General features: G+C 70.2%; 17 protein-coding genes, 1 tRNA gene and 2 pseudogenes. 1 reads left to right on the top strand and 19 read right to left on the bottom strand.

Annotated features, from left to right (window positions below; genetic code table 11):
- Positions 1-62 precede the first annotated feature (62 nt).
- From atpB to QQS16_RS27765, 17 genes are all read right to left on the bottom strand, one after another.
- Entirely contained in the window at positions 63-881 is an 819-nt protein-coding gene (atpB, locus tag QQS16_RS27845) for a F0F1 ATP synthase subunit A (RefSeq protein ID WP_502963850.1), read from the bottom strand.
- A gap of 225 nt (positions 882-1,106) precedes the next feature.
- Positions 1,107-1,541 carry a Cg1360 family ATP-synthase-associated protein gene (locus tag QQS16_RS27840; RefSeq protein ID WP_286064765.1) on the bottom strand — a complete coding sequence of 145 codons (435 nt, stop codon included), beginning with the start codon at positions 1,539-1,541 and terminating at the stop codon, positions 1,107-1,109.
- A gap of 322 nt (positions 1,542-1,863) precedes the next feature.
- Positions 1,864-3,189 carry an MraY family glycosyltransferase gene (locus QQS16_RS27835; RefSeq protein ID WP_286064764.1) on the bottom strand — a complete coding sequence of 442 codons (1,326 nt, stop codon included), beginning with the start codon at positions 3,187-3,189 and terminating at the stop codon, positions 1,864-1,866.
- 129 nt (positions 3,190-3,318) lie between these two features.
- Entirely contained in the window at positions 3,319-4,578 is a 1,260-nt protein-coding gene (glyA, locus tag QQS16_RS27830) for a serine hydroxymethyltransferase (protein WP_286064763.1), read from the bottom strand.
- Positions 4,579-4,646: 68 nt separating this feature from the next.
- Entirely contained in the window at positions 4,647-5,318 is a 672-nt protein-coding gene (locus QQS16_RS27825; RefSeq protein ID WP_286064762.1) for an arsenate reductase/protein-tyrosine-phosphatase family protein, read from the bottom strand.
- Positions 5,315-5,962, bottom strand: a complete 648-nt coding sequence (locus QQS16_RS27820) for an L-threonylcarbamoyladenylate synthase (RefSeq protein WP_286064761.1) — start codon at positions 5,960-5,962, stop codon at positions 5,315-5,317. The genes QQS16_RS27825 and QQS16_RS27820 overlap by 4 nt, the downstream gene beginning before the upstream one ends.
- A gap of 52 nt (positions 5,963-6,014) precedes the next feature.
- A complete protein-coding gene (gene prmC, locus QQS16_RS27815; protein WP_286064760.1) occupies positions 6,015-6,860 on the bottom strand; it encodes a peptide chain release factor N(5)-glutamine methyltransferase in 846 nt (281 codons plus the stop codon).
- A 46-nt stretch (positions 6,861-6,906) separates the two neighbouring features.
- Positions 6,907-7,983, bottom strand: coding sequence for a peptide chain release factor 1 (prfA, locus tag QQS16_RS27810; RefSeq protein WP_286064759.1), 1,077 nt, complete (start codon positions 7,981-7,983; stop codon positions 6,907-6,909).
- Between the two features lie 105 nt (positions 7,984-8,088).
- Entirely contained in the window at positions 8,089-8,310 is a 222-nt protein-coding gene (rpmE, locus tag QQS16_RS27805; RefSeq protein WP_010040182.1) for a 50S ribosomal protein L31, read from the bottom strand.
- A gap of 222 nt (positions 8,311-8,532) precedes the next feature.
- Positions 8,533-9,666 (bottom strand): LCP family protein, encoded by a 1,134-nt coding sequence (locus QQS16_RS27800; RefSeq protein WP_286064758.1) that lies wholly within the window; start codon positions 9,664-9,666, stop codon positions 8,533-8,535.
- 344 nt (positions 9,667-10,010) lie between these two features.
- Complete coding sequence (rho, locus tag QQS16_RS27795) at positions 10,011-12,119, bottom strand: transcription termination factor Rho (RefSeq protein WP_286064757.1); 2,109 nt, start codon at positions 12,117-12,119, stop codon at positions 10,011-10,013.
- 406 nt (positions 12,120-12,525) lie between these two features.
- Positions 12,526-13,455 carry a homoserine kinase gene (thrB, locus tag QQS16_RS27790; RefSeq protein ID WP_286064756.1) on the bottom strand — a complete coding sequence of 310 codons (930 nt, stop codon included), beginning with the start codon at positions 13,453-13,455 and terminating at the stop codon, positions 12,526-12,528.
- 279 nt (positions 13,456-13,734) lie between these two features.
- Positions 13,735-14,793: a threonine synthase gene (gene thrC / locus QQS16_RS27785; protein WP_286064755.1), complete on the bottom strand. Its 1,059-nt coding sequence runs from the start codon at positions 14,791-14,793 to the stop codon at positions 13,735-13,737.
- A 6-nt stretch (positions 14,794-14,799) separates the two neighbouring features.
- Positions 14,800-16,092, bottom strand: coding sequence for a homoserine dehydrogenase (locus QQS16_RS27780; protein ID WP_286064754.1), 1,293 nt, complete (start codon positions 16,090-16,092; stop codon positions 14,800-14,802).
- Positions 16,093-16,440: 348 nt separating this feature from the next.
- Positions 16,441-17,832 carry a diaminopimelate decarboxylase gene (gene lysA / locus QQS16_RS27775; protein WP_286064753.1) on the bottom strand — a complete coding sequence of 464 codons (1,392 nt, stop codon included), beginning with the start codon at positions 17,830-17,832 and terminating at the stop codon, positions 16,441-16,443.
- A gap of 29 nt (positions 17,833-17,861) precedes the next feature.
- Entirely contained in the window at positions 17,862-18,992 is a 1,131-nt protein-coding gene (gene nrtL / locus QQS16_RS27770; RefSeq protein ID WP_286064752.1) for an ArgS-related anticodon-binding protein NrtL, read from the bottom strand.
- Between the two features lie 149 nt (positions 18,993-19,141).
- Positions 19,142-19,687, bottom strand: coding sequence for a response regulator (locus QQS16_RS27765; RefSeq protein ID WP_286064751.1), 546 nt, complete (start codon positions 19,685-19,687; stop codon positions 19,142-19,144).
- Positions 19,688-19,850: 163 nt separating this feature from the next.
- On the opposite strand from QQS16_RS27765, the gene QQS16_RS27760 reads away from it, so the two are divergent.
- Positions 19,851-19,922 (top strand) — tRNA-Arg (locus QQS16_RS27760).
- 134 nt (positions 19,923-20,056) lie between these two features.
- Here the strand turns inward: QQS16_RS27760 and QQS16_RS27755 are convergent.
- Together QQS16_RS27755 and QQS16_RS27750 are read right to left on the bottom strand one after the other, a co-directional pair.
- Positions 20,057-20,831, bottom strand: a pseudogene (locus QQS16_RS27755) (serine hydrolase domain-containing protein); the annotation flags it as partial.
- Positions 20,794-21,003, bottom strand: a pseudogene (locus QQS16_RS27750) (dihydrofolate reductase family protein); the annotation flags it as partial. The pseudogenes QQS16_RS27750 and QQS16_RS27755, both read right to left, overlap by 38 nt.
- Between the last annotated feature and the right edge of the window lie 220 nt (positions 21,004-21,223).

Genomic DNA, 21,223 nt, shown 5'->3' with positions numbered 1-21,223 from the left:
TCTCTTTCAAGGACCGGCGGGGGTTGGCCACCGGACGTTCATGGGTCTGGGAGTGGGGTGGCTCAGTGGTGCTCGGCGAGCGCGCCCTGGATGTACGAGCAGGCGAGGAGCACGAAGACGTACGCCTGGACCAGCTGCACGAAAAGCTCGAAGAGGATCATGACCATGGTCATGATGAACGAGACGCCGGCGGCCGGGATCATCCAGCTGTTCAGCAGGTACCAGGAGGCGACCGTGAACATGACCAGCATGAGGTGACCGGCGAACATGTTGGCGAACAGTCGCACGGCGTGCGTGAACGGCCGGACCAGCAGGTTCGAGAAGAACTCGATGACCATCACGAGCGGCAGCACCGGGCCCAGCGACTTGTCGTAGCCGGTGACGTTCTTGAAGAACCCGACGAAGCCGTGCCGCTTGAAGGTCAGCGACACCCAGACCACGTAGACGATCAGCGCCAGCACCATCGGGTACGCGATGATCGACGACACAGGGAACTGTGCCAGCGGGATCACGGACCAGATGTTCATGATCCAGATGAAGAAGAAGAGCGAGACCATGAGGGGGACGTACTTCTCGCCCTCCTTCTTGCCGAGGGTCTCGTAGACAATGCCGCGGCGTACGAAGTCGTAGCCGGCCTCGCCGATCATCTGGAGCTTGCCCGGCACCACTTTCGCCTTACCGAAGGCGAGCGTGAAGAAGGTGATGACCAGGAGGGTGGTGATGAGCGCAAGCAGCATCACCTTGTTGAACTCGAACCCTCCAACCGTGGCGATCGGCTTGAAGAGGAACGAGTGCAGGCCCGGAGCCGGAAAACCACACCCGTTGTCGGACATGATCCGACAGCTCCAGTCAAAGGCGAGCTGGGTCTGGTCAGCACTCACCACGGGCTCCTTCGGCGTGACGCATGGGTACGGCAACCTCGTTGTGTCGGCGGGGCACGAAGCCACGGTTCGGCACTGGACTGGTGTTACGGATGTGGGGGCGGCAAGAGGACATCGAGCCTCGCGATTGAGCAGGCGTCAGCTCAGATGCCCGCGCCCGCGATGCCGCAGTTGGCACCGGACGATAGCAGGAGATGTCACACGCCTTTATCCCGGCCCTACCCCTCACGACGAGTGCCCCGATTTTTCGGGCTTCCCGCCCGTGGGCTCGGGTTCGACGTAGAGGATCTTGGCCTTCATGTGCGCACGGGTCTGCGCGGCGATCCAGGCGAGGGTGCCGGCGACCAGCGTGAACGCGAAGGCCTTGGGGTGGAACAGCGTCGTGTTCTTGAAGGCGGCCATGAAGATGAACAGCAGCAGAATCTGCGCCGCGTACAACATGAGGCCCATCGCCTGGAAGAGGTGCGGAAGCGATTTGGCAGTGCGCTGCAGGATGTAGAAGCCGATCCCCATGAAGAGGATCACGACCAGCGTCGCGACGACCGCCCCGATCGCCCCCTTGCCGCCGGCCACCACGCCACTGACGACAGCGGCGACAGCGCCGACCGCGGCTGTGGGCACAGCGGCCTGGAGCAGGATCCGGACGTCGTTGGACGGCATGGCGGCAACTCCGCTTTCGCAGGGGGGCAGGGGTGTCGTCATGGACGAGCGTAGTCCCCGGGCCGAGTGTCAGAGACCTCGCGCCAATGGACCGTCGCACTGCGGTCCGTCGGCTCTATCCGGGGTTCTCGTGAACCGTATCACAAACTATTTGATGCGGTCTTTACCAAGTGGGTGTGCCCGGTGTCACACATGAGAGTGACCCTGCGCGTCTGTGCAGGAATCTGGGCGTCTTGTCTGGTATTGGGGAGCTTTGCTTCCCCACGACTTGGCAATGCTCTAGTCAGATTCTTACCTTGTGGCGTGGGCGCGAGCCCCCGGCTCAGCGCGAACTCCCGGCCTTCCGCCCCTCCAGGACGCGCGAACGAGCCCCGAGGGCGGTCGCCCCGTTGACACCCGCCACTCCGGCAGCCACCGGGGCGCGGCCCTCCTCCTCCGCCCCGGACGGCGGCGTGAGTTCCTCGTCGACGGCGACCTCGCCGCGACGGCGGTAGCGCGGCGGTACCAGGTGCTGGGCCCAGCGCGGGGCGCGCGGGGTGAAGCGGGGCAGCAGCAGCAGGATCAGCCCGATCGCGCTGAGGAAGACGACGCTGAGCACGATCCACATGGACGCCGAGTTGACCGAGTAGGCGAGCGCGCCGAAGGCGATCAGCGCGGACCAGAAGTACATGATCAGCACCGCGCGGCTGTGCGAGTGGCCGACCTCCAGCAGACGGTGGTGCAGGTGACCCCGGTCCGCCGCGAACGGCGACTGGCCGCGCCAAGTGCGCCGCACGATGGCCAGGACCAGGTCCGCGGCCGGGATCGCGATGATCGTCAGCGGCAGCAGCAGCGGGATGTACACGGGGACCGTCTGGTGCACCGCCGCCTGCTCGGACCCGGCGAACAGCTTCAGCGCGTCCGGGTCGACCTGGCCGGTGATGGAGATGGCGCCGGCCGCCAGCACCAGGCCGATGAGCATCGAGCCGGAGTCACCCATGAAGATCCGCGCGGGGTGCATGTTGTGCGGCATGAAGCCCAGGCACATGCCCATCAGGATCGCCGCGAACAGCGTGGCCGGGGCGGCGGCCTCGATGCCGTACGACACCCAGACGCGGTAGGCGTACAGGAAGAACGCGGCCGAGGCGATGCACACCATGCCGGCCGCGAGGCCGTCGAGGCCGTCGACGAAGTTGACCGCGTTGATGGTGATGACGACGAGGGCGACCGTCAGCAGGGTGCCCTGCCACTGGGTCAGCGCGACCGAGCCGACGCCCGGGATGGGCAGCCACAGGATGGTCAGACCCTGCATGACCATCACGCCGGCCGCGATCATCTGGCCGCCCAGCTTGATCAGGGCGTCGATCTCGAACTTGTCGTCCAGGACACCGATCAGCCAGATGAGGGCCGCGCCGGAGAGCAGCGCGCGCGGTTCGTTGGACTTGGAGAAGACCTCGTTGAGGTTGGCGAGGTGGTCGGCGACCAGCAGGCCCGCGCACAGGCCGAAGAACATGGCGATCCCGCCGAGCCGCGGAGTCGGTTCCCGGTGCACGTCACGGGCCCGGATCTCCGGCATCGCCCCGGCCACGATCGCGAACTTCCGTACCGGCCCTGTCAGCAGGTACGTCACCGCGGCCGTGATGCAGAGCGTCAGCAGGTATTCACGCACGGGCTTCCCCACAGGTCTCGCTGGCCATCACAGCCCCACACACTAGCGATGCACGCTTACGGTTGGGGACTTCCGGGTAGCGACGATGGTTGCACGTGTGGCTGTGTACGGATCGGCGCCTCCCCCGGTTCAGCCGGGATACGGGGGGAATCTCCCGGTCAGCTCCCGCACTTCTTCACGTACCTTCGGGCTCTCCGCCTCACCCCTGAGCACCTGTCCGAACAGGACGGCGATCCGTGCCATCTCCACCTCCCCCATCCCCTGCGTGGTCACCGCGGCCGTCCCCAGCCGCAGGCCACGGGCGTCGGCGTGCGGCAGCGCGCAGCAGTCCAGCACCATCCCGGCGGCGGCCAGGCGACCACGGGCGGTGCGTCCGTCGACGCCGAGCGGCGCCGGGTCGGCCGTCACCAGATGGGTGTCGGTCCCGCCGGTGGTGATGACGAGCCCCTCGGCGGCCAGCCCGGCCGCGAGCGCCCGCGCGTTGGCGACCACCTGATGGGCGTACGCCGTGAACGCCGGCGTCGCCGCCTCGCCGAACGCGACCGCCTTGGCGGCGATGGTGTGCATCTGCGCACCGCCCTGGGTGAACGGGGACACGGCCCGGTCGACCCGTTCGGCGAGCTCGGCGCCGCACAGGATCATCCCGCCGCGCGGCCCGCGCAGCACCTTGTGGGTGGTGGCGCACACGATGTCGGCGTACGGCACCGGGCTGGGCGCCGCTCCCCCGGCGACGAGCCCGATGGGATGCGCGGCGTCGGCGATGAGATACGCGCCCACCTCGTCGGCGACCTCGCGGAAGAAGGCGTGATCGAGGTGGCGGGGGTAGGCGATGGACCCGCACACGATCGCCTTGGGCCGGTGCGTGCGCGCGAGGGTGCGCACCTGGTCGTACTCGATCAGCCCGGTCTCGGCGTCCACCCCGTACCCGACGAAGTCGAACCAGCGGCCGGAGAAGTTGGCGGGCGAGCCGTGCGTGAGGTGACCGCCGTGGGGCAGGCCGAGGGCCAGGACGGTGTCGCCGGGCCGCAGCAGGGCGGCGTACGCGGCCAGCACGGCCGACGATCCGGAATGGGCCTGGACGTTGGCGTGCTCCGCCCCGAACAGGGCCTTGGCCCGTTCCACGGCGATCCGCTCGGCGACGTCGACGATCTCGCAGCCGCCGTGGTACCGGGCCCCCGGATAGCCCTCGGCGTACTTGTTGGCGAGCGGCGAGCCGAGGGCGGCCAGCACGGCCGGCGAGGTGAAGTTCTCGGCGGCGACGAGCTGAAGCGTCGTCGCCTGCCGGTCGGCCTCCCCGAGCAGGATCTCGGCCAGCTCGGGATCCTGCCGGCGCAGCAGATCGGCGCTGGCGACGGTCTCGACGGTCGCGGGGGCATGGGTGACCGACATGGCGAACTCCGGGCGTCGACGGTGACGTACGTCCAATGTAGGCCCGGGACCGATGGGGTGCTCGGTTGTCACGTCCTTGCGGGGACACCGGTGAGCGCTGTGACGACGGGATCCAGCGCCTGGTTTATCTCGTCCCCGATCGACCGGAAGAACGGCAGCGGCGCCCCGTAGGGGTCGTACACCTCGTCCGCCTCGGCGGTCGGGGCCAGGAGCCACCCGCGTAGAGCCGCGGCGGCGCGGACCAGCGCCCGCGCGCGGGCGACGACGCCGTCCTCCAGGGGCGGCAGGGTCGCCGGGTCTATCGCCTTCACCAGGCGGGTGAACTCCTTGAGGGTGAAGGTGCGCAGGCCCGCCGAGTGGCCCATGGAGATGACCTGGGCGCGGTGATCGCGGGTGGCCGTCAGGACCAGGTCGGCCATGATGACGTGCTCGTCGAGGAGTTCGCGGCCGGTGAAGCCGGAGGCGTCCGCGCCGAAGTCGGCCAGCACGGTCTCCGCGTTGGCCTCCATGGGCGCGCCCTCGTGGCCCCAGGTGCCGGCGCTCTCCACGATCATCCCGCCCCACAGGGGGTCTCCGAGCCGCTCCGCCAGGGCGTGCCGGGTCAGCCGCTCGGTGATCGGCGAGCGGCACACGTTGCCGGTGCTGACGTGGAGGATGCGGAAGCTGTCACGCGGGAGCCCCGTGAAGGTGCGCGTCTCTTCCCCGTCCCATATGCCACGCCCCGCGTCAGGGGCCGTCAATTCGCCACCTCGAGGTCGGGTACGACCTTCCTGAGCTCCTCGGCGGAGAGCGCGCCGGCGCGCAGCAGGAGCGGCACCTCGCGCGTGACGTCGACGATCGAGGACGGGACGTTGCCGGGCGTGGGCCCGCCGTCCAGGTAGACCGACACCGAGTCACCGAGCATCTCCTGGGCCGCGTCGCAGTGCTCCGGCGCGGGGTGGCCCGTCAGGTTCGCGGAGGAGACCGCCATGGGGCCGACCTCGGTCAGCAGCTCGATGGCGACCGGGTGCAGCGGCATACGGACGGCGACCGTGCCCCGGGTGTCGCCCAGGTCCCACTGGAGGGACGGCTGGTGCCGGGCGACCAGCGTGAGCGCGCCCGGCCAGAACGCGTCGACCAGTTCCCAGGCCAGCTCGGAGAAGTCCGTGACAAGGCCGTGCAGCGTGTTCGGGGAGCCGATGAGGACGGGGGTGGGCATGTTGCGGCCCCGGCCCTTGGCCTCCAGCAGGTCGTGCACCGCTTCCGAGGAGAACGCGTCGGCGCCGATGCCGTACACCGTGTCGGTCGGCAGCACCACGAGTTCGCCACGGCGGACGGCGGACGCGGCTTCGCGCAGACCGGTCGTGCGGTCGGTCGCGTCGTTGGTGTCGTATCGCCGTGCCATGTCTAGCGGGCCTCCTCGTACACGTACTTCGGGGAAACAGTCTGCGGGGCGCTCACGGCATCGCCTTGCGGGCCGTCGCGAAGCGCGGGCGGTTGTTGAGGTCGGGGTGGTCGGCCGCGTCGGCCCAGCCCCGCTCCTCGGTGAAGATCCACGGCACCTGGCCGCCCTGGGTGTCGGCGTGCTCGATGACGACGACCCCGCCGGGGCGCAGGAGACGGTGTGCGGTGCGTTCGATGCCGCGGATCAGTTCGAGGCCGTCCTCGCCCGAGAACAGGGCGAGTTGGGGATCGTAGTCCCGCGCCTCGGGCGCGACGTACTCCCATTCGGTGAGCGGGATGTACGGCGGGTTGGAGATGACCAGGTCGATCTGGCCGTCGAGGTCCGGGAAGGCGTCCAGGGCGTTGCCCTGACGCAGGTCGACCCGGGACCCCTCCATGTTCCTGCGGGTCCACACCAGGGCGTCCTCGGACAGCTCCACGGCGTGCACCCGGGAGCGCGGGACCTCCTGGGCGAGGGCGAGCGCGATGGCGCCGGAGCCGGTGCACAGGTCGACGATCGACGGCTCCACGACGTCCATCGCGCGCACGGCGTCTATGGCCCAGCCGACGACCGACTCCGTCTCGGGACGGGGCACGAACACCCCGGGCCCGACCTGGAGTTCCAGGTAGCGGAAGAAGGCCCGCCCGGTGATGTGCTGCAGCGGCTCGCGCTGTTCACGCCGGGCGATGACCTCCCAGTAGCGGGCGTCGAAGTCCGAGTCCTTCACGGAGTGCAGCTCGCCCCGCTTCACGCCGTGCACGAACGCGGCGAGCTCCTCCGCGTCGTTGCGCGGCGAGGGCACGCCGGCGTCGGCCAGCCGCTGGGTGGCCTGGGCCACCTCTGCGAGCAGCAGGTTCACGCAAGTCCTCCGTGTCGTCCTCGTGCGTGGGTACGTCCTTACGTGCTTACGCGGCCGCCAGCTTCGCCGCCGAGTCCGCGTCGACGCAGGCCTGGATCACCGCGTCGAGGTCGCCGTCCAGGACCTGGTCCAGGTTGTACGCCTTGAAGCCGACGCGGTGGTCCGAGATGCGGTTCTCCGGGAAGTTGTACGTGCGGATCTTCTCGGAGCGGTCGACGGTGCGGACCTGGCTGCGGCGGGCGTCGGCGGCTTCCTTCTCCGCCTCCTCCTGCGCCGCGGCGAGCAGCCTGGAGCGCAGGATACGCATCGCCTGCTCCTTGTTCTGCAGCTGGCTCTTCTCGTTCTGGCAGGAGGCGACGACTCCGGTCGGGATGTGCGTGATGCGCACGGCGGAGTCGGTGGTGTTGACCGACTGGCCGCCGGGTCCGGAGGAGCGGTACACGTCGATGCGCAGGTCGTTCGCGTTGATCTCGACGTCGACCTCCTCCGCCTCGGGCGTCACCAGGACACCGGCCGCGGAGGTGTGGATACGGCCCTGCGACTCCGTGGCCGGGACCCGCTGCACGCGGTGCACGCCGCCCTCGTACTTCAGCCGGGCCCACACGCCCTGACCGGGCTCGGTGGCGCCCTGGCCGCCCTTGGTCTTCACGGCGACCTGGACGTCCTTGTAGCCGCCCAGCTCGGACTCGGTGGCGTCGATGATCTCGGTCTTCCAGCCGACGCGCTCGGCGTAGCGCAGGTACATCCGCAGCAGGTCGCCGGCGAACAGGGCCGACTCGTCGCCGCCCGCGCCCGCCTTGACCTCCAGGATGACGTCCTTGTCGTCGTTGGGGTCACGCGGCACCAGCAGCAGACGCAGCTTCTCCGTCAGCTCCTCGCGCTGCTTCTCCAGCTCCTTGACCTCGGCGGCGAAGTCGGGGTCGACGGCGGCATACTCACGCCCGGTCTCGATGTCGTCGCCGGTCTGCTTCCAGGAGCGGTACGTGGCGACGATCGGGGTCAGCTCGGCGTACCGCTTGTTCAGCTTGCGCGCGTTGGCCTGGTCGGAGTGGACCGACGGGTCGGCGAGCTTCGTCTCCAGGTCGGCGTGCTCGGCGACGAGTTCCTCGACGGCCTCGAACATCTTTCGGCTCCTGTACTGCGGGAAGGGGAGGGCGGGCGACCAAAAACGCCGGTCCCGGTGCGCCCGGGAAGGGGGCGCGACCGTGGACCGGCGAAATGGGGCTCGCTACTTCTTGGAGCCGGCGGCCTTGCCGAAGCGGGCCTCGAAGCGGGCCACACGGCCACCGGTGTCGAGGATCTTCTGCTTGCCCGTGTAGAACGGGTGGCACTCGGAGCACACGTCGGCGCGGATGGCGCCGCTCTCGATGGTGCTGCGGGTGGTGAACGACGCGCCGCAGGTGCAGCTGACCTGCGTCTCGACGTACGCGGGGTGGATGTCGCGCTTCAAGGTGTCTCCTAGTTTCGGGAGGGCGCCGGGTCGCAGCCGCGGGATGCGGAGGCGTGAACCGGAGCCGACGTACCAGTCTGCCAGGACTGGGGCCATCCACCCAAACCGAGGCCCGCGGTGCGCTATTCCCACGGCCGCGGCGGGGCCGGTCGCGCCCACGGACCGGAGCCGGCCGGTCACGGCCCGCGTCGTGACCGGCCCGGCCGGTCACGACCCACGCCGTCAGCCGGCGCTCACCACGCCGTCCGCCTCGCCGGTGGCCGTGCCCTCGGTGGCCGACTCCGGGATCGCCCGGTCCTCCTTGAGGGCGGTCCACACCTGCTCGGCCTGGGCCTCGCGGACGATGACCCGGTTCGGGTTCGCCGGGTCGTACTGGACCGGCATCGTGACCATGTGCATGTCCGAGGAGCCGATGCCCTTCAGGCCGCTGGCGAAGGACATGAGCGAGTTGACCGAGCCGAGGTCGGAGTCGGTCGTCACGGTCCGGGTCGCGGTGTTGGCGAGGTCGTACAGCTTCTTGGGGTTGCCGAACAGGTCGACGCTCTTCACCTGGTTGATCAGCGCCTTCATGAAGGCCTGCTGGAGCTGGATGCGGCCGAGGTCGGAACCGTCGCCGACGCCGTGCCGGGTGCGGACCAGGCCGAGGGCCTGCTCGCCGTCGAGCTGGTGCGTGCCGGCCTTCAGGTCGAGGTGGCTGTCGTCGTCCTTGATGGCTTTGGTGGTGGTGACCTCGACACCGCCGAGTTCGTCGATGAGCGTCTGGAAGCCGCTGAAGTCGACCTCCAGATAGTGGTCCATGCGGACCCCGCTGAGGGACTCGACGGTCTTCACCGCGCAGGCCGCTCCGCCGGTGGTGTACGCGGAGTTGAACATCACGCCGGACGCGGCGTCGTGCGTGCCGCCCTTGGCGTCGGTGCACTCGGGACGGTCGATGACCGTGTCGCGCGGGATGGACACCACGCTGGCCTTCTTGTGGCCCTCGTAGACGTGCACGACCATCGCGGTGTCGGAGCGGGCGCTGCCGTCGTCGGGGCCGCCGCCGAGCTTCTGGTTGGTGCCGGAGCGGGTGTCCGAGCCGAGGACGAGGATGTTCTCGGAGCCGTTGTCGACCTTGACGGGCCGGTCGGTGCCGAGGGCGGAGTCGATGTCGACGCTCTTGATGTTGCCGTTGAGCTTGAAGTACAGGTACCCGGCGCCGGTGCCGCCCAGGACGACGATGCCCGCCGCGGTCCAGGCCATGACCAGGACGCCCCTGCCCCTGTTCCGGGGTTTGCGGCGACTGCCGCGGACGCGATGGCGCCCCGTGGTGCCGGACTCACCCGGTATGGCGGGCTCCGGCGTGCTCTCGGCGGACATGTGCTCCTCGAATCCCGTCCGGTCGGATACCCCCTGCTTCCAGGGTCAGGCGCGGTCGTGACGGACCAGTACCGCACCATCGTCACTCCGCCAGGTCAGACGGCGGAACTCGGCAAAGGGTTGCACGGCGCGCTGTGACCACCCTGTGCGTCTCCGGCCACGGTAGGTGACGTCCTTTTCCGGCCACACTCGCTCACCAGCGGTTCAGCCACCGGCCCGGTCCTGCCGGACTCCGGCCCCGGCGGCACTCTTGTGGCCGAGATCTCGCCGCCGGCCGGGTACCGGCGCAAAGGGCCGCCCCGTGAACGGGACGGCCCTTTGCGGCTCAACCGGCTCGGCGGTGACTAGTCACCGTTTCCCGGCGTCGGCGTCGTCTTCTGGATCTGCAACAGGAACTCGGCGTTCGACTTCGTCTGCCGCATTTTGTCGAGCAGCAGCTCGATCGCCTGCTGCTGGTCGAGCGCGTGCAGCACCCGGCGCAGCTTCCACACGATGGCCAGCTCGTCGTTGCCGAGCAGGATCTCTTCCTTACGGGTACCGGACGCGTCCACGTCCACCGCCGGGAAGATGCGCTTGTCGGCGAGCTTGCGGTCGAGCTTGAGCTCGGCGTTGCCGGTTCCCTTGAACTCCTCGAAGATGACCTCGTCCATGCGGGACCCGGTGTCCACCAGCGCGGTGGCGAGGATGGTCAGCGAGCCGCCGTCCTCGATGTTGCGGGCCGCACCGAAGAAGCGCTTCGGCGGGTACAGGGCGGTCGAGTCGACACCACCCGACAGGATGCGGCCGGAGGCCGGCGCGGCGAGGTTGTACGCACGGCCCAGACGCGTGATCGAGTCGAGCAGCACGACCACGTCGTGGCCCAGCTCCACCAGACGCTTGGCGCGCTCGATGGCGAGCTCGGCGACGGTGGTGTGGTCCTCGGCCGGGCGGTCGAAGGTCGAGGAGATGACCTCGCCCTTGACCGACCGCTGCATGTCGGTGACCTCTTCCGGACGCTCGTCGACCAGGACGACCATCAGGTGGCACTCGGGGTTGTTGTGCGTGATCGCGTTGGCGATGGCCTGCATGATCATGGTCTTGCCGGTCTTCGGCGGGGCCACGATCAGACCGCGCTGGCCCTTACCGATCGGCGCGACGAGGTCGATGATGCGGGTGGTGAGGATGCCCGGGTCCGTCTCCAGCCGGAGGCGGTCCTGCGGGTAGAGCGGCGTCAGCTTGTTGAACTCCGGCCGCCCGCGCCCGGATTCGGGCGCCATGCCGTTGACGGAGTCGAGCCGCACCAGCGCGTTGAACTTCTCGCGGCGCTCGCCCTCCTTGGGCTGACGGACCGCGCCGGTGACGTGGTCGCCCTTGCGCAGGCCGTTCTTGCGGACCTGGGCGAGGGAGACGTACACGTCGTTGGGACCCGGCAGGTAGCCCGACGTACGGATGAAGGCGTAGTTGTCGAGGATGTCGAGGATGCCCGCGACCGGGATCAGGACGTCGTCGTCGGCGACCTGCGGCTCGTTGGCACCGAACTCCTCGCGGCCACGACGGCCACGGCGGTCCCGGTAACGGCCGCGGCGGCCGCGGCGGCCACCCTCGAAGTCGTCGTCGTCCTGGGGGCCGTTGTCACGCTGGCGGTCCTGACGGTCCTGACGGTCCTGACGGCCGCCGCTCTGCTGCTGGCGGTCCTGACGCTGCTGGCCGCCACCCTGCCCGCCCTGCTGGTCGTCGCTCTTGCGGCGCTCACCGCGGTCGGCACGGTCGCCCCGCTCGGGACGGTCCCCGCGGTCGGCACGGTCACGGCCGCGCTCACGGCGGTCGCGGCGTCGGCCCTCGGCGCCGTCACCGGCGTCGCCGCCCTGCGGCTGCGCCTGTGCGGGCGTCTCGGCCTTGGGCTCGCTCTTCGCCTCGGCGGTGACGGTCTCGGGGCTGCCCGCGTCGGCGGTGGCGCGGCGACGGCGGCGCTCCACCGGAGCGTCGTCTCCCCCGCGCTCGGCCTCTGCTCCGCGGGAGGCGCCCGCGTCGCGGGACGGGCCCCCGGCCGGCTGGCCCGGAATCTCGATCTGCTGCTGCGCCACGGCCTTCTCGGCCGGGGCCTCGGCCTTGACGGCCGCCTTCTTCTCCGCGGCGGGAGCGGCGTCGTCGCCGGTCCGGGCCTTGGAGGTGGCCCGGCGCTTCGGCTTGGTCTCGGTGGCGTCGGCGGCCTTCGCGGCCGGGGCGGCCTGGGGGGTGCCCCCGGCCTGCGCCTCCTTGATGACCTCGATCAGCTGGCTCTTGCGCATACGCGCGGTGCCCCTGATGCCGAGGCCGGATGCGACCTGCTGGAGCTCGGCCAGCACCATGCCCTCGAGGCCGGTACCGCGGCGCCGCCGGGAGCCGGCACCGGTGGCAGGCGCGGAGGCGTCCGTGGAGGGCGCGGCAGCGGTCTCCTCGACACGTGCGCCCATCAGATCGGTGGTGTCGCTCACGAAGGGTCCTTCCCTGGAGCGGACGTCGGCCTGTCTGGCTCGGCGACCGGTTGTGCTGTCCGGCTTCGGTCCTTGCTGTGTGGACCGTGCCGGGGCGGTGGTCCGCCTAGCGGCGGAGGAATGTGGTGACGGCGCTTCCCGAAGCAGTGGCACTGAGTGTCCGTGTCACGTGGCTTGGTCGCACCGGTTCCGGAGCGTGCCCGGCATGTCGCTCAGTGCTGCCGTACGACGTACTGCTCGTGTACGGCGTACAGAACACAGTGCGGCTTGGGAGGCTCCCGGAAGGATGTCTGTCCCGGACGGGGACACGAAGCACCTCGCCATGGTGGGGTCGGGTGCAGACTTGAGGTTAACACTACCGGATCCAACAAACATTCCCCCTCTCGAAATCCGGCAACCGCCGGTTTCAGATGTCACTGGAGGCCGCGAGCGGAAGCACGCCGGCCCCTTGGGTGTCGAGCGCCAGCCGGTTCGCGGCCCACCCCTCGCCCGCCAGATGGGCGACCTTGTCGGCGCTGTCCTCGTCGACGAGGGCCAGCACCGTGGGCCCCGCTCCGGAGATCACCGCCGGGACGCCGTCGGCCCGCAGCCGTTCCACCAGCGCGGCGCTCTCCGGCATGGCGGGGGCGCGGTACTCCTGGTGGAGGCGGTCCTCGGTGGCGGGCAGCAGCAGTTCCGGGCGGCGGGTGAGTGCCTCGACGAGCAGGGCGGCGCGGCCGGCGTTGGTGGCCGCGTCGACGTGCGGCACGCTGCGCGGGAGCAGTCCGCGCGCGGTCTCCGTCAGGACCGGCTTACCGGGCACGAAAACCACCGGTACGACGGAATCGGCGGGCTCCATCCTGATCGCCCGCGCCGCTCCGGCCTCCATCCAGGACAGGGTGAAGCCGCCGAGCAGACAGGCCGCCACGTTGTCGGGGTGACCCTCGATCTCGGTGGCGAGCTCCAGCAGGGCGGCGTCGTCGAGCCGGGAGTCCCCGCCTATGGTCACGGCACGCGCGGCGACGATGCCGGCGCAGATGGCGGCCGAGGAGGAGCCCAGGCCCCGGCCGTGCGGAATGCGGTTCGCGCAGACGATCTCCAGGCCGCGGGGCTGCCCGCCCAGCAGGTCGAAGGCGGTGCGCAGGGACCGTACGAGAAGGTGGTTCTCGTCCCGCGGGAGCGTCTCGCTGCCCTCACCCGCGATGTCGATGTGCAGCCCGGCGTCGGCCACCCGGACGACCACGTCGTCGTAGAGCCCCAGCGACAGGCCGAAGGCGTCGAACCCTGGGCCGAGGTTGGCGCTGGTGGCGGGGACGCGCACCCTGACGGCGGCGGCGCGGAAGGCTGGACCGGCCATCGCTCGATGACTCTCCTTGAGCTGCGTGATTGTCGAAGACATTCGATACGTACATGAGGACCCGGGGCCTTCTGGGGACCCCTGGGACCGCTTCCGGGCCGCGGAGACGGCGCGGCACCCGGCCATATGCGAGGGCATATGCGGCGGGCGGGTTCGGTACAGCCTATCGAAGGAAGGTTCAGTGGCGACATAGGGCGCACAGGAGGCGCACGATGCGTGTCGTAAGCCCCCTGTGCACCCCCGCTGGGGATTTCCCCGTCGGGCCCGGGTTCGGCCTGGTCAGACCAGGCCGAGGCGCTCGGCCGCGGTCGCCGCGTCGACCGGGACGGTGACCGGCTGCGGGGCGCCGGCGACGGCCCAGTCGGGGTCCTTGAGGCCGTTGCCGGTGACCGTGCACACGATCCGCTGTCCCGGGTCGACCTTGCCCTGCTCGGCCGCCTTCAGCAGACCGGCGACGGACGCGGCGGACGCGGGCTCGACGAAGACGCCCTCCTGCGCGGCCAACAGCCGGTAGGCGCGCAGGATCTCACGGTCCGTCACCTCGTCGATGAAGCCGCCCGACTCGTCCCGCGCGGCCAGGGCGTACTGCCAGGAGGCGGGGTTGCCGATGCGGATCGCGGTGGCGATGGTCGACGGGTCCTTGACCACCTCTCCGCGCACGATCGGGGCGCTGCCGGACGCCTGGAAGCCCCACATGCGGGGGGTGTGCGTGGCGATGCCGTCGGCGGCGTACTCCTTGTAGCCCTTCCAGTACGCGGTGATGTTGCCCGCGTTGCCCACCGGCAGGACGTGGATGTCGGGGGCGTCCCCGAGCATGTCCACGATCTCGAACGCGGCCGTCTTCTGGCCCTCGATGCGTACCGGGTTGACCGAATTGACCAGCGACACGGGGTAGTTGTCGCTCAGCGCACGGGCGAGGGTGAGGCAGTCGTCGAAGTTGCCGTCGACCTGGAGGATCTTGGCGCCGTGCACGAGCGCCTGGCCCATCTTGCCGAGCGCGATCTTGCCCTGCGGGACGAGAACGGCCGAGACCATGCCCGCGCGCACGGCGTACGCGGCGGCGGAGGCGGACGTGTTCCCGGTGGAGGCGCAGATGACCGCCTTCGCGCCCTCCTCCTTGGCCCGCGTGATCGCCATGGTCATACCGCGGTCCTTGAAGGACCCGGTGGGGTTGGCGCCCTCCACCTTGAGGTGGACCTCGCAGCCGGTGCGCTCGGAGAGCACCTGCGCGGGCACGAGCGGCGTGCCGCCCTCGCGGAGCGTCACGACCGTCGTGGTGTCGGACACCGGCAGCCGCTCCCGGTACTCCTCGATGATTCCGCGCCACTGGTGGGTCATTGCTGGTTACTCTCCTTCAACCCGCATGATGCTGGCGACACCACGCACGGTGTCGAGCTTGCGCAACGCCTCGACGGTCCCGCCCAGGGCGGCGTCGGACGCGCGGTGCGTGACGACGACGAGGGAGGCCTCGCCGTCCTTCCCCTGCTGCCGAACCGTGTCGATCGACACGCCGTGCTCGGCGAACACGGTGGCCACCTGGGCGAGGACGCCCGGTTTGTCGGCCACGTCAAGGCTGATGTGGTACCGCGTGACGACCTCGCCCATGCCCGACACGGGCAGCGCGGTGTACGCCGACTCACCGGGCCCGGTGGAGCCGTTGAGCCGGTTGCGGCAGACGGCCACGAGGTCGCCGAGCACCGCGGAGGCGGTGGGGGCGCCGCCGGCGCCGGGCCCGTAGAACATCAGCTGGCCGGAGGCGTCGGACTCCACGAACACCGCGTTGTACGCGCCGCGCACCGAGGCGAGCGGGTGCGACAGCGGGATCATCGCGGGGTGCACGCGCGCGGTGACGGAGGCGCCGTCCGTGGCCCGCTCGCAGATGGCGAGCAGTTTGATGGTGCAGCCCATCTCCCTGGCGGAGGCGAAGTCGGCCGCCGTCACCTCGGTCATGCCCTCACGGTGGACGTCGTCGAGACGCACGCGCGTGTGGAACGCGATCCCGGCGAGGATGGCGGCCTTGGCGGCGGCGTCGAACCCCTCGACGTCGGCGGTCGGGTCGGCCTCGGCGTATCCCAGGGCGGTGGCCTCGTCGAGGGCTTCCTGGTATCCCGCCCCCGTGCTGTCCATCTTGTCGAGGATGAAGTTCGTCGTCCCGTTCACGATGCCCAGCACACGGTTGACCTTGTCGCCGGCGAGGGACTCGCGCAGCGGGCGGATCAGCGGGATGGCACCGGCGACGGCGGCCTCGTAGTAGAGGTCCGCGTCGTGCTCCTCGGCGGCGGCGTGCAGGGCCGCGCCGTCCTGGGCGAGCAGCGCCTTGTTGGCGGAGACGACGGAGGCGCCGTACTCGAAGGCGGTGGTGATGAGGCCGCGAGCGGGCTCGATCCCGCCGATGACCTCCACTACCACGTCGATGTCGCCGCGTTTGACGAGGGCGGTGGCGTCGGTGGTGACCAGGTTCGGGTCGATGCCGTCACGGACCTTGCCGGGCCGCCGGACGGCCACGCCCGCGAGCTCCACCGGGGCGCCGATGCGGGCGGCGAGGTCGTCGGCGTGCGTCGTCATGATGCGCGCCACCTCTGAGCCGACCACTCCACAGCCCAGCAGCGCCACCTTCAGCGGACGCGTACGCATCATCCGACCTCGTTTCCTCATACCACCGTCTAGGTTGGACCAGTCTCACTCACCGGACGGGACTTTCTGCCCCATGTCCGGATCGTGAGACATCGATTTCATCACTCCAGGGCCGGAAGACAGGAGATCTTCCACCCGGTTTCCACCCCGTTTCCAGCGCGGATCAGACGCGAATCTGGCGTGCCTTCCGGTCCGTTTCCGATTCGGTTCCGGTTTCCGATGCGGTGCCGGTTTGCGGTCCGGTTCCGGTTGCGGTCCGGTTCCGGTTTCCGGTCCGGTTGTCCGTGTGGTTCCGGTTTCCGGTCCGGTTGTCCTTGTGGTTCCGGTTTCCGGTCCGGTTGTCCTTGTGGTTCACCCGACGTCGAGGCGCAGGAGATCCTCCTCGGTCTCCCGGCGGACGATCACCCGGGACTCCCCGTCGTTGACCGCGACGACCGGCGGGCGCAGCACGTGGTTGTAGTTGCTGGCCATGGACCGGCAGTACGCGCCGGTGGCCGGCACGGCGATGAGGTCCCCCGGCGCCAGGTCGGCCGGCAGGAACGCGTCCTTCACCACGATGTCACCGCTCTCGCAGTGCTTGCCGACGACGCGGGCGAGCATCGGCGCGGCGTCGCTCGTCCGGGACACCAGGGCGACGCTGTACTCGGCGTCGTACAGCGCGGTACGGATGTTGTCGGACATGCCGCCGTCGACGGAGACGTACGTCCGCAGCCCGTCGAGGGGCTTGGTGGTGCCGACCTCGTACAGCGTGAAGGCGGTCGGTCCGACGATGGCGCGGCCGGGTTCGACGGAGATGCGCGGGGTGCGCAGCTTGGCGGCCTCGCACTCCCGGGTGACGATCTCGGTCAGGGCCTTGGCGATCTCGTGCGGCTCGCGGGGATCGTCGTCACTCGTGTACGCGATGCCGAGACCGCCACCGAGGTCGATCTCGGGCAGTTCGACGCCGTGCTCGTCCCGGATGTCCCTCAGCAGCCCGACGACCCGGTGGGCGGCGACCTCGAAGCCGGACATGTCGAAGATCTGCGACCCGATGTGACTGTGGATCCCGATCACTTCCAGCCCGTCCAGCTGAAGCGCACGCCGTACGGCCTCGGCGGCCTGCCCACCGGCCAGCGGGACGCCGAACTTCTGGTCCTCGTGGGCGGTGGCGATGAACTCGTGGGTGTGCGCCTCGACGCCGACCGTGACCCGGATCTGGACGCGCTGCCGCTTGCCCAGGGACTGCGCGATGTGCGCGACCCGGACGATCTCCTGGAAGGAGTCGAGCACGATCCGCCCGACACCCGCCTCGATGGCCCGGTGGATCTCCTGTGTCGACTTGTTGTTGCCGTGGAAGGCGATGCGGTCGGCCGGCATCCCGGCGGACAGCGCGGTGGCGAGCTCGCCACCGGAGCACACGTCCAGGTTGAGCCCTTCCTCGTGCAGCCAGCGGACGACGGCCCGGGAGAGGAAGGCCTTGCCGGCGTAGAAGACGTCGGCGTCGCGCCCGAAGGCGCTCCGCCAGGCGCGGGCGCGGGCCCGGAAGTCGGCCTCGTCGATGACGTAGGCGGGGGTGCCGTGCTGCTCGGCGAGCGTCTTCACGTCGATGCCGCCGACGGTGACGACGCCGTCCTGGTCACGGCCGACGGTCTGGGCCCACACCTTGGGATCGAGGGCGTTGAGGTCGGCGGGCGGCGCGGAGTAGTGCCCCTCGGGGTACACATCGGCGTGCCGGGGCCCGGCGGGGTGTGCGGAACGACTCATGACTCTTCTTGAACTCTCTGTGCGCTGTCTCAGAGGTGGTCGGGTGCGTCGATGCCGAGCAGGGACAGGCCGCCGGCCAGCACCGTCCCGGCGGCTTCGGCAAGAGCCAGCCGGGCACGGTGGGCGGCCGAGGGTTTCTCCTCGCCGCGCGGGAGGACGGCGGGAAGGAAGGGAAGGACGGCATCGGCCACGGTGACGAGGTGCCGGGCGAGCCGGTCGGGGGCACGCTGGGCCGCGGCCGCGGCGAGGACCCGCGGGTGATCGGCGAGCACCCCGACGAGCCCGTCGTGGTCGTACGCTCCCGCGTCACCGGGTTCGGCGTGGAACCCCAGGTCGGCGGCGTTGCGGGCGAGAGCCCGGGTACGGGCGTGGGCGTACCGCACGCGGAAGAGGGGGTTGCTCTCACGCTGCACGAGGTGCTCACCGGTGGTCCGGGGCCGGTTGTGCGCGGCGGGGTGGAGGAGGGCCCAGCGGGTGGCGTCGGGGTCCAGGGGGTGGGGGGTGAGGGTTGCCGGTACGGGGCGTACGGCGATGTCGATGGTGGCGGTGCCGGTGCTTGTGCTGGTGCCGGTCCGCTTGCCGGTGCCTTCCAGCGGGGTGGGTGCGTCGGGTGCGCTGGGTGCGTCGTACGTGTCCAGCCGTACACCGAGGACGTCCACCCACGCCGGTTCGGGGCACGCGGGTTCGGTGCACGCGTCGCAGCTGGTGTGTACGAGCGCCCCCTGGGAGCGCAGCAGCCGGGCGACGACGTCCATGACCACGACGGCCCGGACCTCGTGCGGAGCGTGCAGCCGGACGACGTGTCCGCCGGGCTGCTCGACGTACCCGTACCGCGGTCCGCGCCGCAGGATCTCCTCGACGAGGGCAGCGGACGAGGAACCGCGCAGGCTGATGTTGAGGAACCCGGGCCCGGTGACGACGACGTCGCGGACGCCGTCGGCGTCCGCGAGACGCGGCCGCAGGATCTCGGCGACCTGTCGCGGCGGCCGCCCGGCCGCGCGGGCGAGCTGGAGGGCGATGTTGGTGGCGTAGTCACCACACCCACCGGGCCCGGGCACGGTCACCACGGCCCGCTCCGGAACGGTCACGTTCAGCTCCCCCACGTCGACAGCCCGACGGACCGCGCGCAGCACGGTACGGGAGAGCTCGACGGGGGTCACGGGACAAGCGTAGGGGAGGAGGGGGGTGGGTGAGCGAGCCACATCCGGTCCGGTCCGCGATGTGGACGGGGCGAGGACGGGGGCGGCTGCCGCAGGGCCGGCATGAGCAGGGGAAGCAGGTGTAGGTGAGGACTGGGAGTGCCTGAGGGTCAGCCGCCGGCGCGTCCGGCGGCCCGCTCGGCCTCTCCGGCACCGAGGATGCCGTCGAACGCCGACTCCTCGCCGGCCTCAACAACCCCGCCCCTCTTCTCGCTCTCCCTCTCCCTGTCCCTCTTCTCCTCGATCAACTGCCGCACCAGACAGACGAGTTCAGTGGGCTCGAAGGGTTTGGCGAGGAAGGCGTCGACGCCGACATCGAGGCCGGTCTCGACCTCGAACTGCGTACAGGCGCTGATGATGGCCAGCGGGAGGTGGCTGGTTCGCGGGTCGCTGCGCAGTCGGGCGGCGGTCCGGAGCCCGTCGAGCCGCGGCATGACGACATCGAGGGTGACCATGTCGGGCCGCACCTGATGAACGACATCCAGACATTCGGCACCATCGGCCGCGGTCACCACCTCGAAGCCCTCCAGCTCGAGATTGACCCTGATCAGCTGCCGGATGACCTTGTTGTCGTCCACAACAAGCACCCGGCCAGACGCGCCTGGCACAACTCGAGAGTAGGTCGGGACCGGCCACCGCGTCCGGGTTTTCCCCACTTCCGCCCCGTGCGGGCGACCTCCCCCTCCCCACGGGACATCGAGCCACCCCGCCCCGACCCCGCGGACCTGCCCCCACGCCGCAAAACCCGTTCATGAACACCCCGGGGGAGCTGGTAGTGTTCTACCCGTCGCCGCGAGCAAGCAGCTCCGCGCCCGACACGCCCCCGTAGCTCAGGGGATAGAGCAACGGCCTCCGGAGCCGTGTGCGCAGGTTCGAATCCTGCCGGGGGCACCTTGGAGAAGGTGCCCAAAGACCCCGCCATCAGCGAGTTCGCTGAGGACGGGGTCTTCGCGTATGTGCTCCGTGTCTTCCGTGGTCGGCGGCCGCCCCCTGTCCGGGGCGGGACGTCCTGGTGTCTCAGCGTGGGGGGGGACGGGGCGGTCGTAGACGTTGTCCGGGGTGACGATCTCTGTGATCGCTCGGGCGAGGAGTGAGGACTGTTCCTGGCCCCCGGTGGGGATGTCGGTGTTGAGCATGACCACCAGGGTGGCCTTCTCGGAGGGCAGGTAGACGGTCACGGTCTCGTGGCCGGGGATGGAGCCGTTGTGCCCGATCCAGCCGCCGGACTTGAGTATGCCGAGGCCATAGTTCGTACCGGGATAGCCGGTCGGCAGCGTCCTGAGTCGTTGTGCCTGGGTCTCCGGGCGGAGCAGTGTCCCGGTGGCGACGATCTCGGCGCAGCGGCGCAGGTCGTGCAGGTTCGAGATCAGCGCCCCGGCCGCCCAGGCCCAACTGGGGTCCCAGCCCGTGGAGTCGGTGACCGCTGACCTTCTCGATCACCAGGCCGAGAAGGATGAGGTTGCTGTTCGAGTACTGGAACTGCGTCCCCGGCGCGAAGGTGTGGGGATGCCTGAAGCCGTACGCGAGCACCTCCCGCGGGGTGAACGAGCGAGTCGGGTCGCTCAACAGATCGTGCTCGAAGTCCGGGTCGGCGCTGTACGGGAACAGGCCGCTGCGCATCTCCGCCAGATGCCTCAGCGTGATCCGGTCGCCGCCCGGCACGCCGTCGACGTAGGCGGAGATCGGGTCGTCCAGCCCGATCCGGCCGTCGTCCACGAGCTTGAGCAGCGCGGTGACCGTGAAGGTCTTGGTCTCGCTGCCGATCCGGACGTACTGGTCGGTGGTCATCGGTCTGCCGGTACGGCATCGTCTCGTGGAGCCACCGGCCCAGCGGGTGGGCGCCGGCCTGGCGAATCTCGTCGGTGGCCAGGCGGAAGACCTCCTCTTCGGGCCCCGTCCAGTCGAACTCGCCGTCCGGCCCGACGATGTAGCCGTCGAGCGAGACGCTCATCGAACAGGTCGCGCCGCGCATCCGGAGTCCTCCTCGGTGACGGGTTCGGCAGTACGACCGCCGGACGCCGCAGGACTCATTGCGGCTCGCAGGCCGATATCTCGTCCATCTCGTTATGCCGCTGTCCCGGCTGTGCGGGGTGGCGCGGTCCTTCGCCGTCGGCATGCCGGTGGCGGGTCCGTACGCGGTGCCGTGCGGCCCGTTGCCTGGTACCGTCCGCTGCACGTGACCGACCGAGGAG

This window comes from Streptomyces sp. ALI-76-A, assembly GCF_030287445.1.
Classification (GTDB): domain Bacteria; phylum Actinomycetota; class Actinomycetes; order Streptomycetales; family Streptomycetaceae; genus Streptomyces.
Note: the sequence above shows the minus strand (reverse complement) of the source record. Positions and strands in the feature narration are given on the sequence as shown.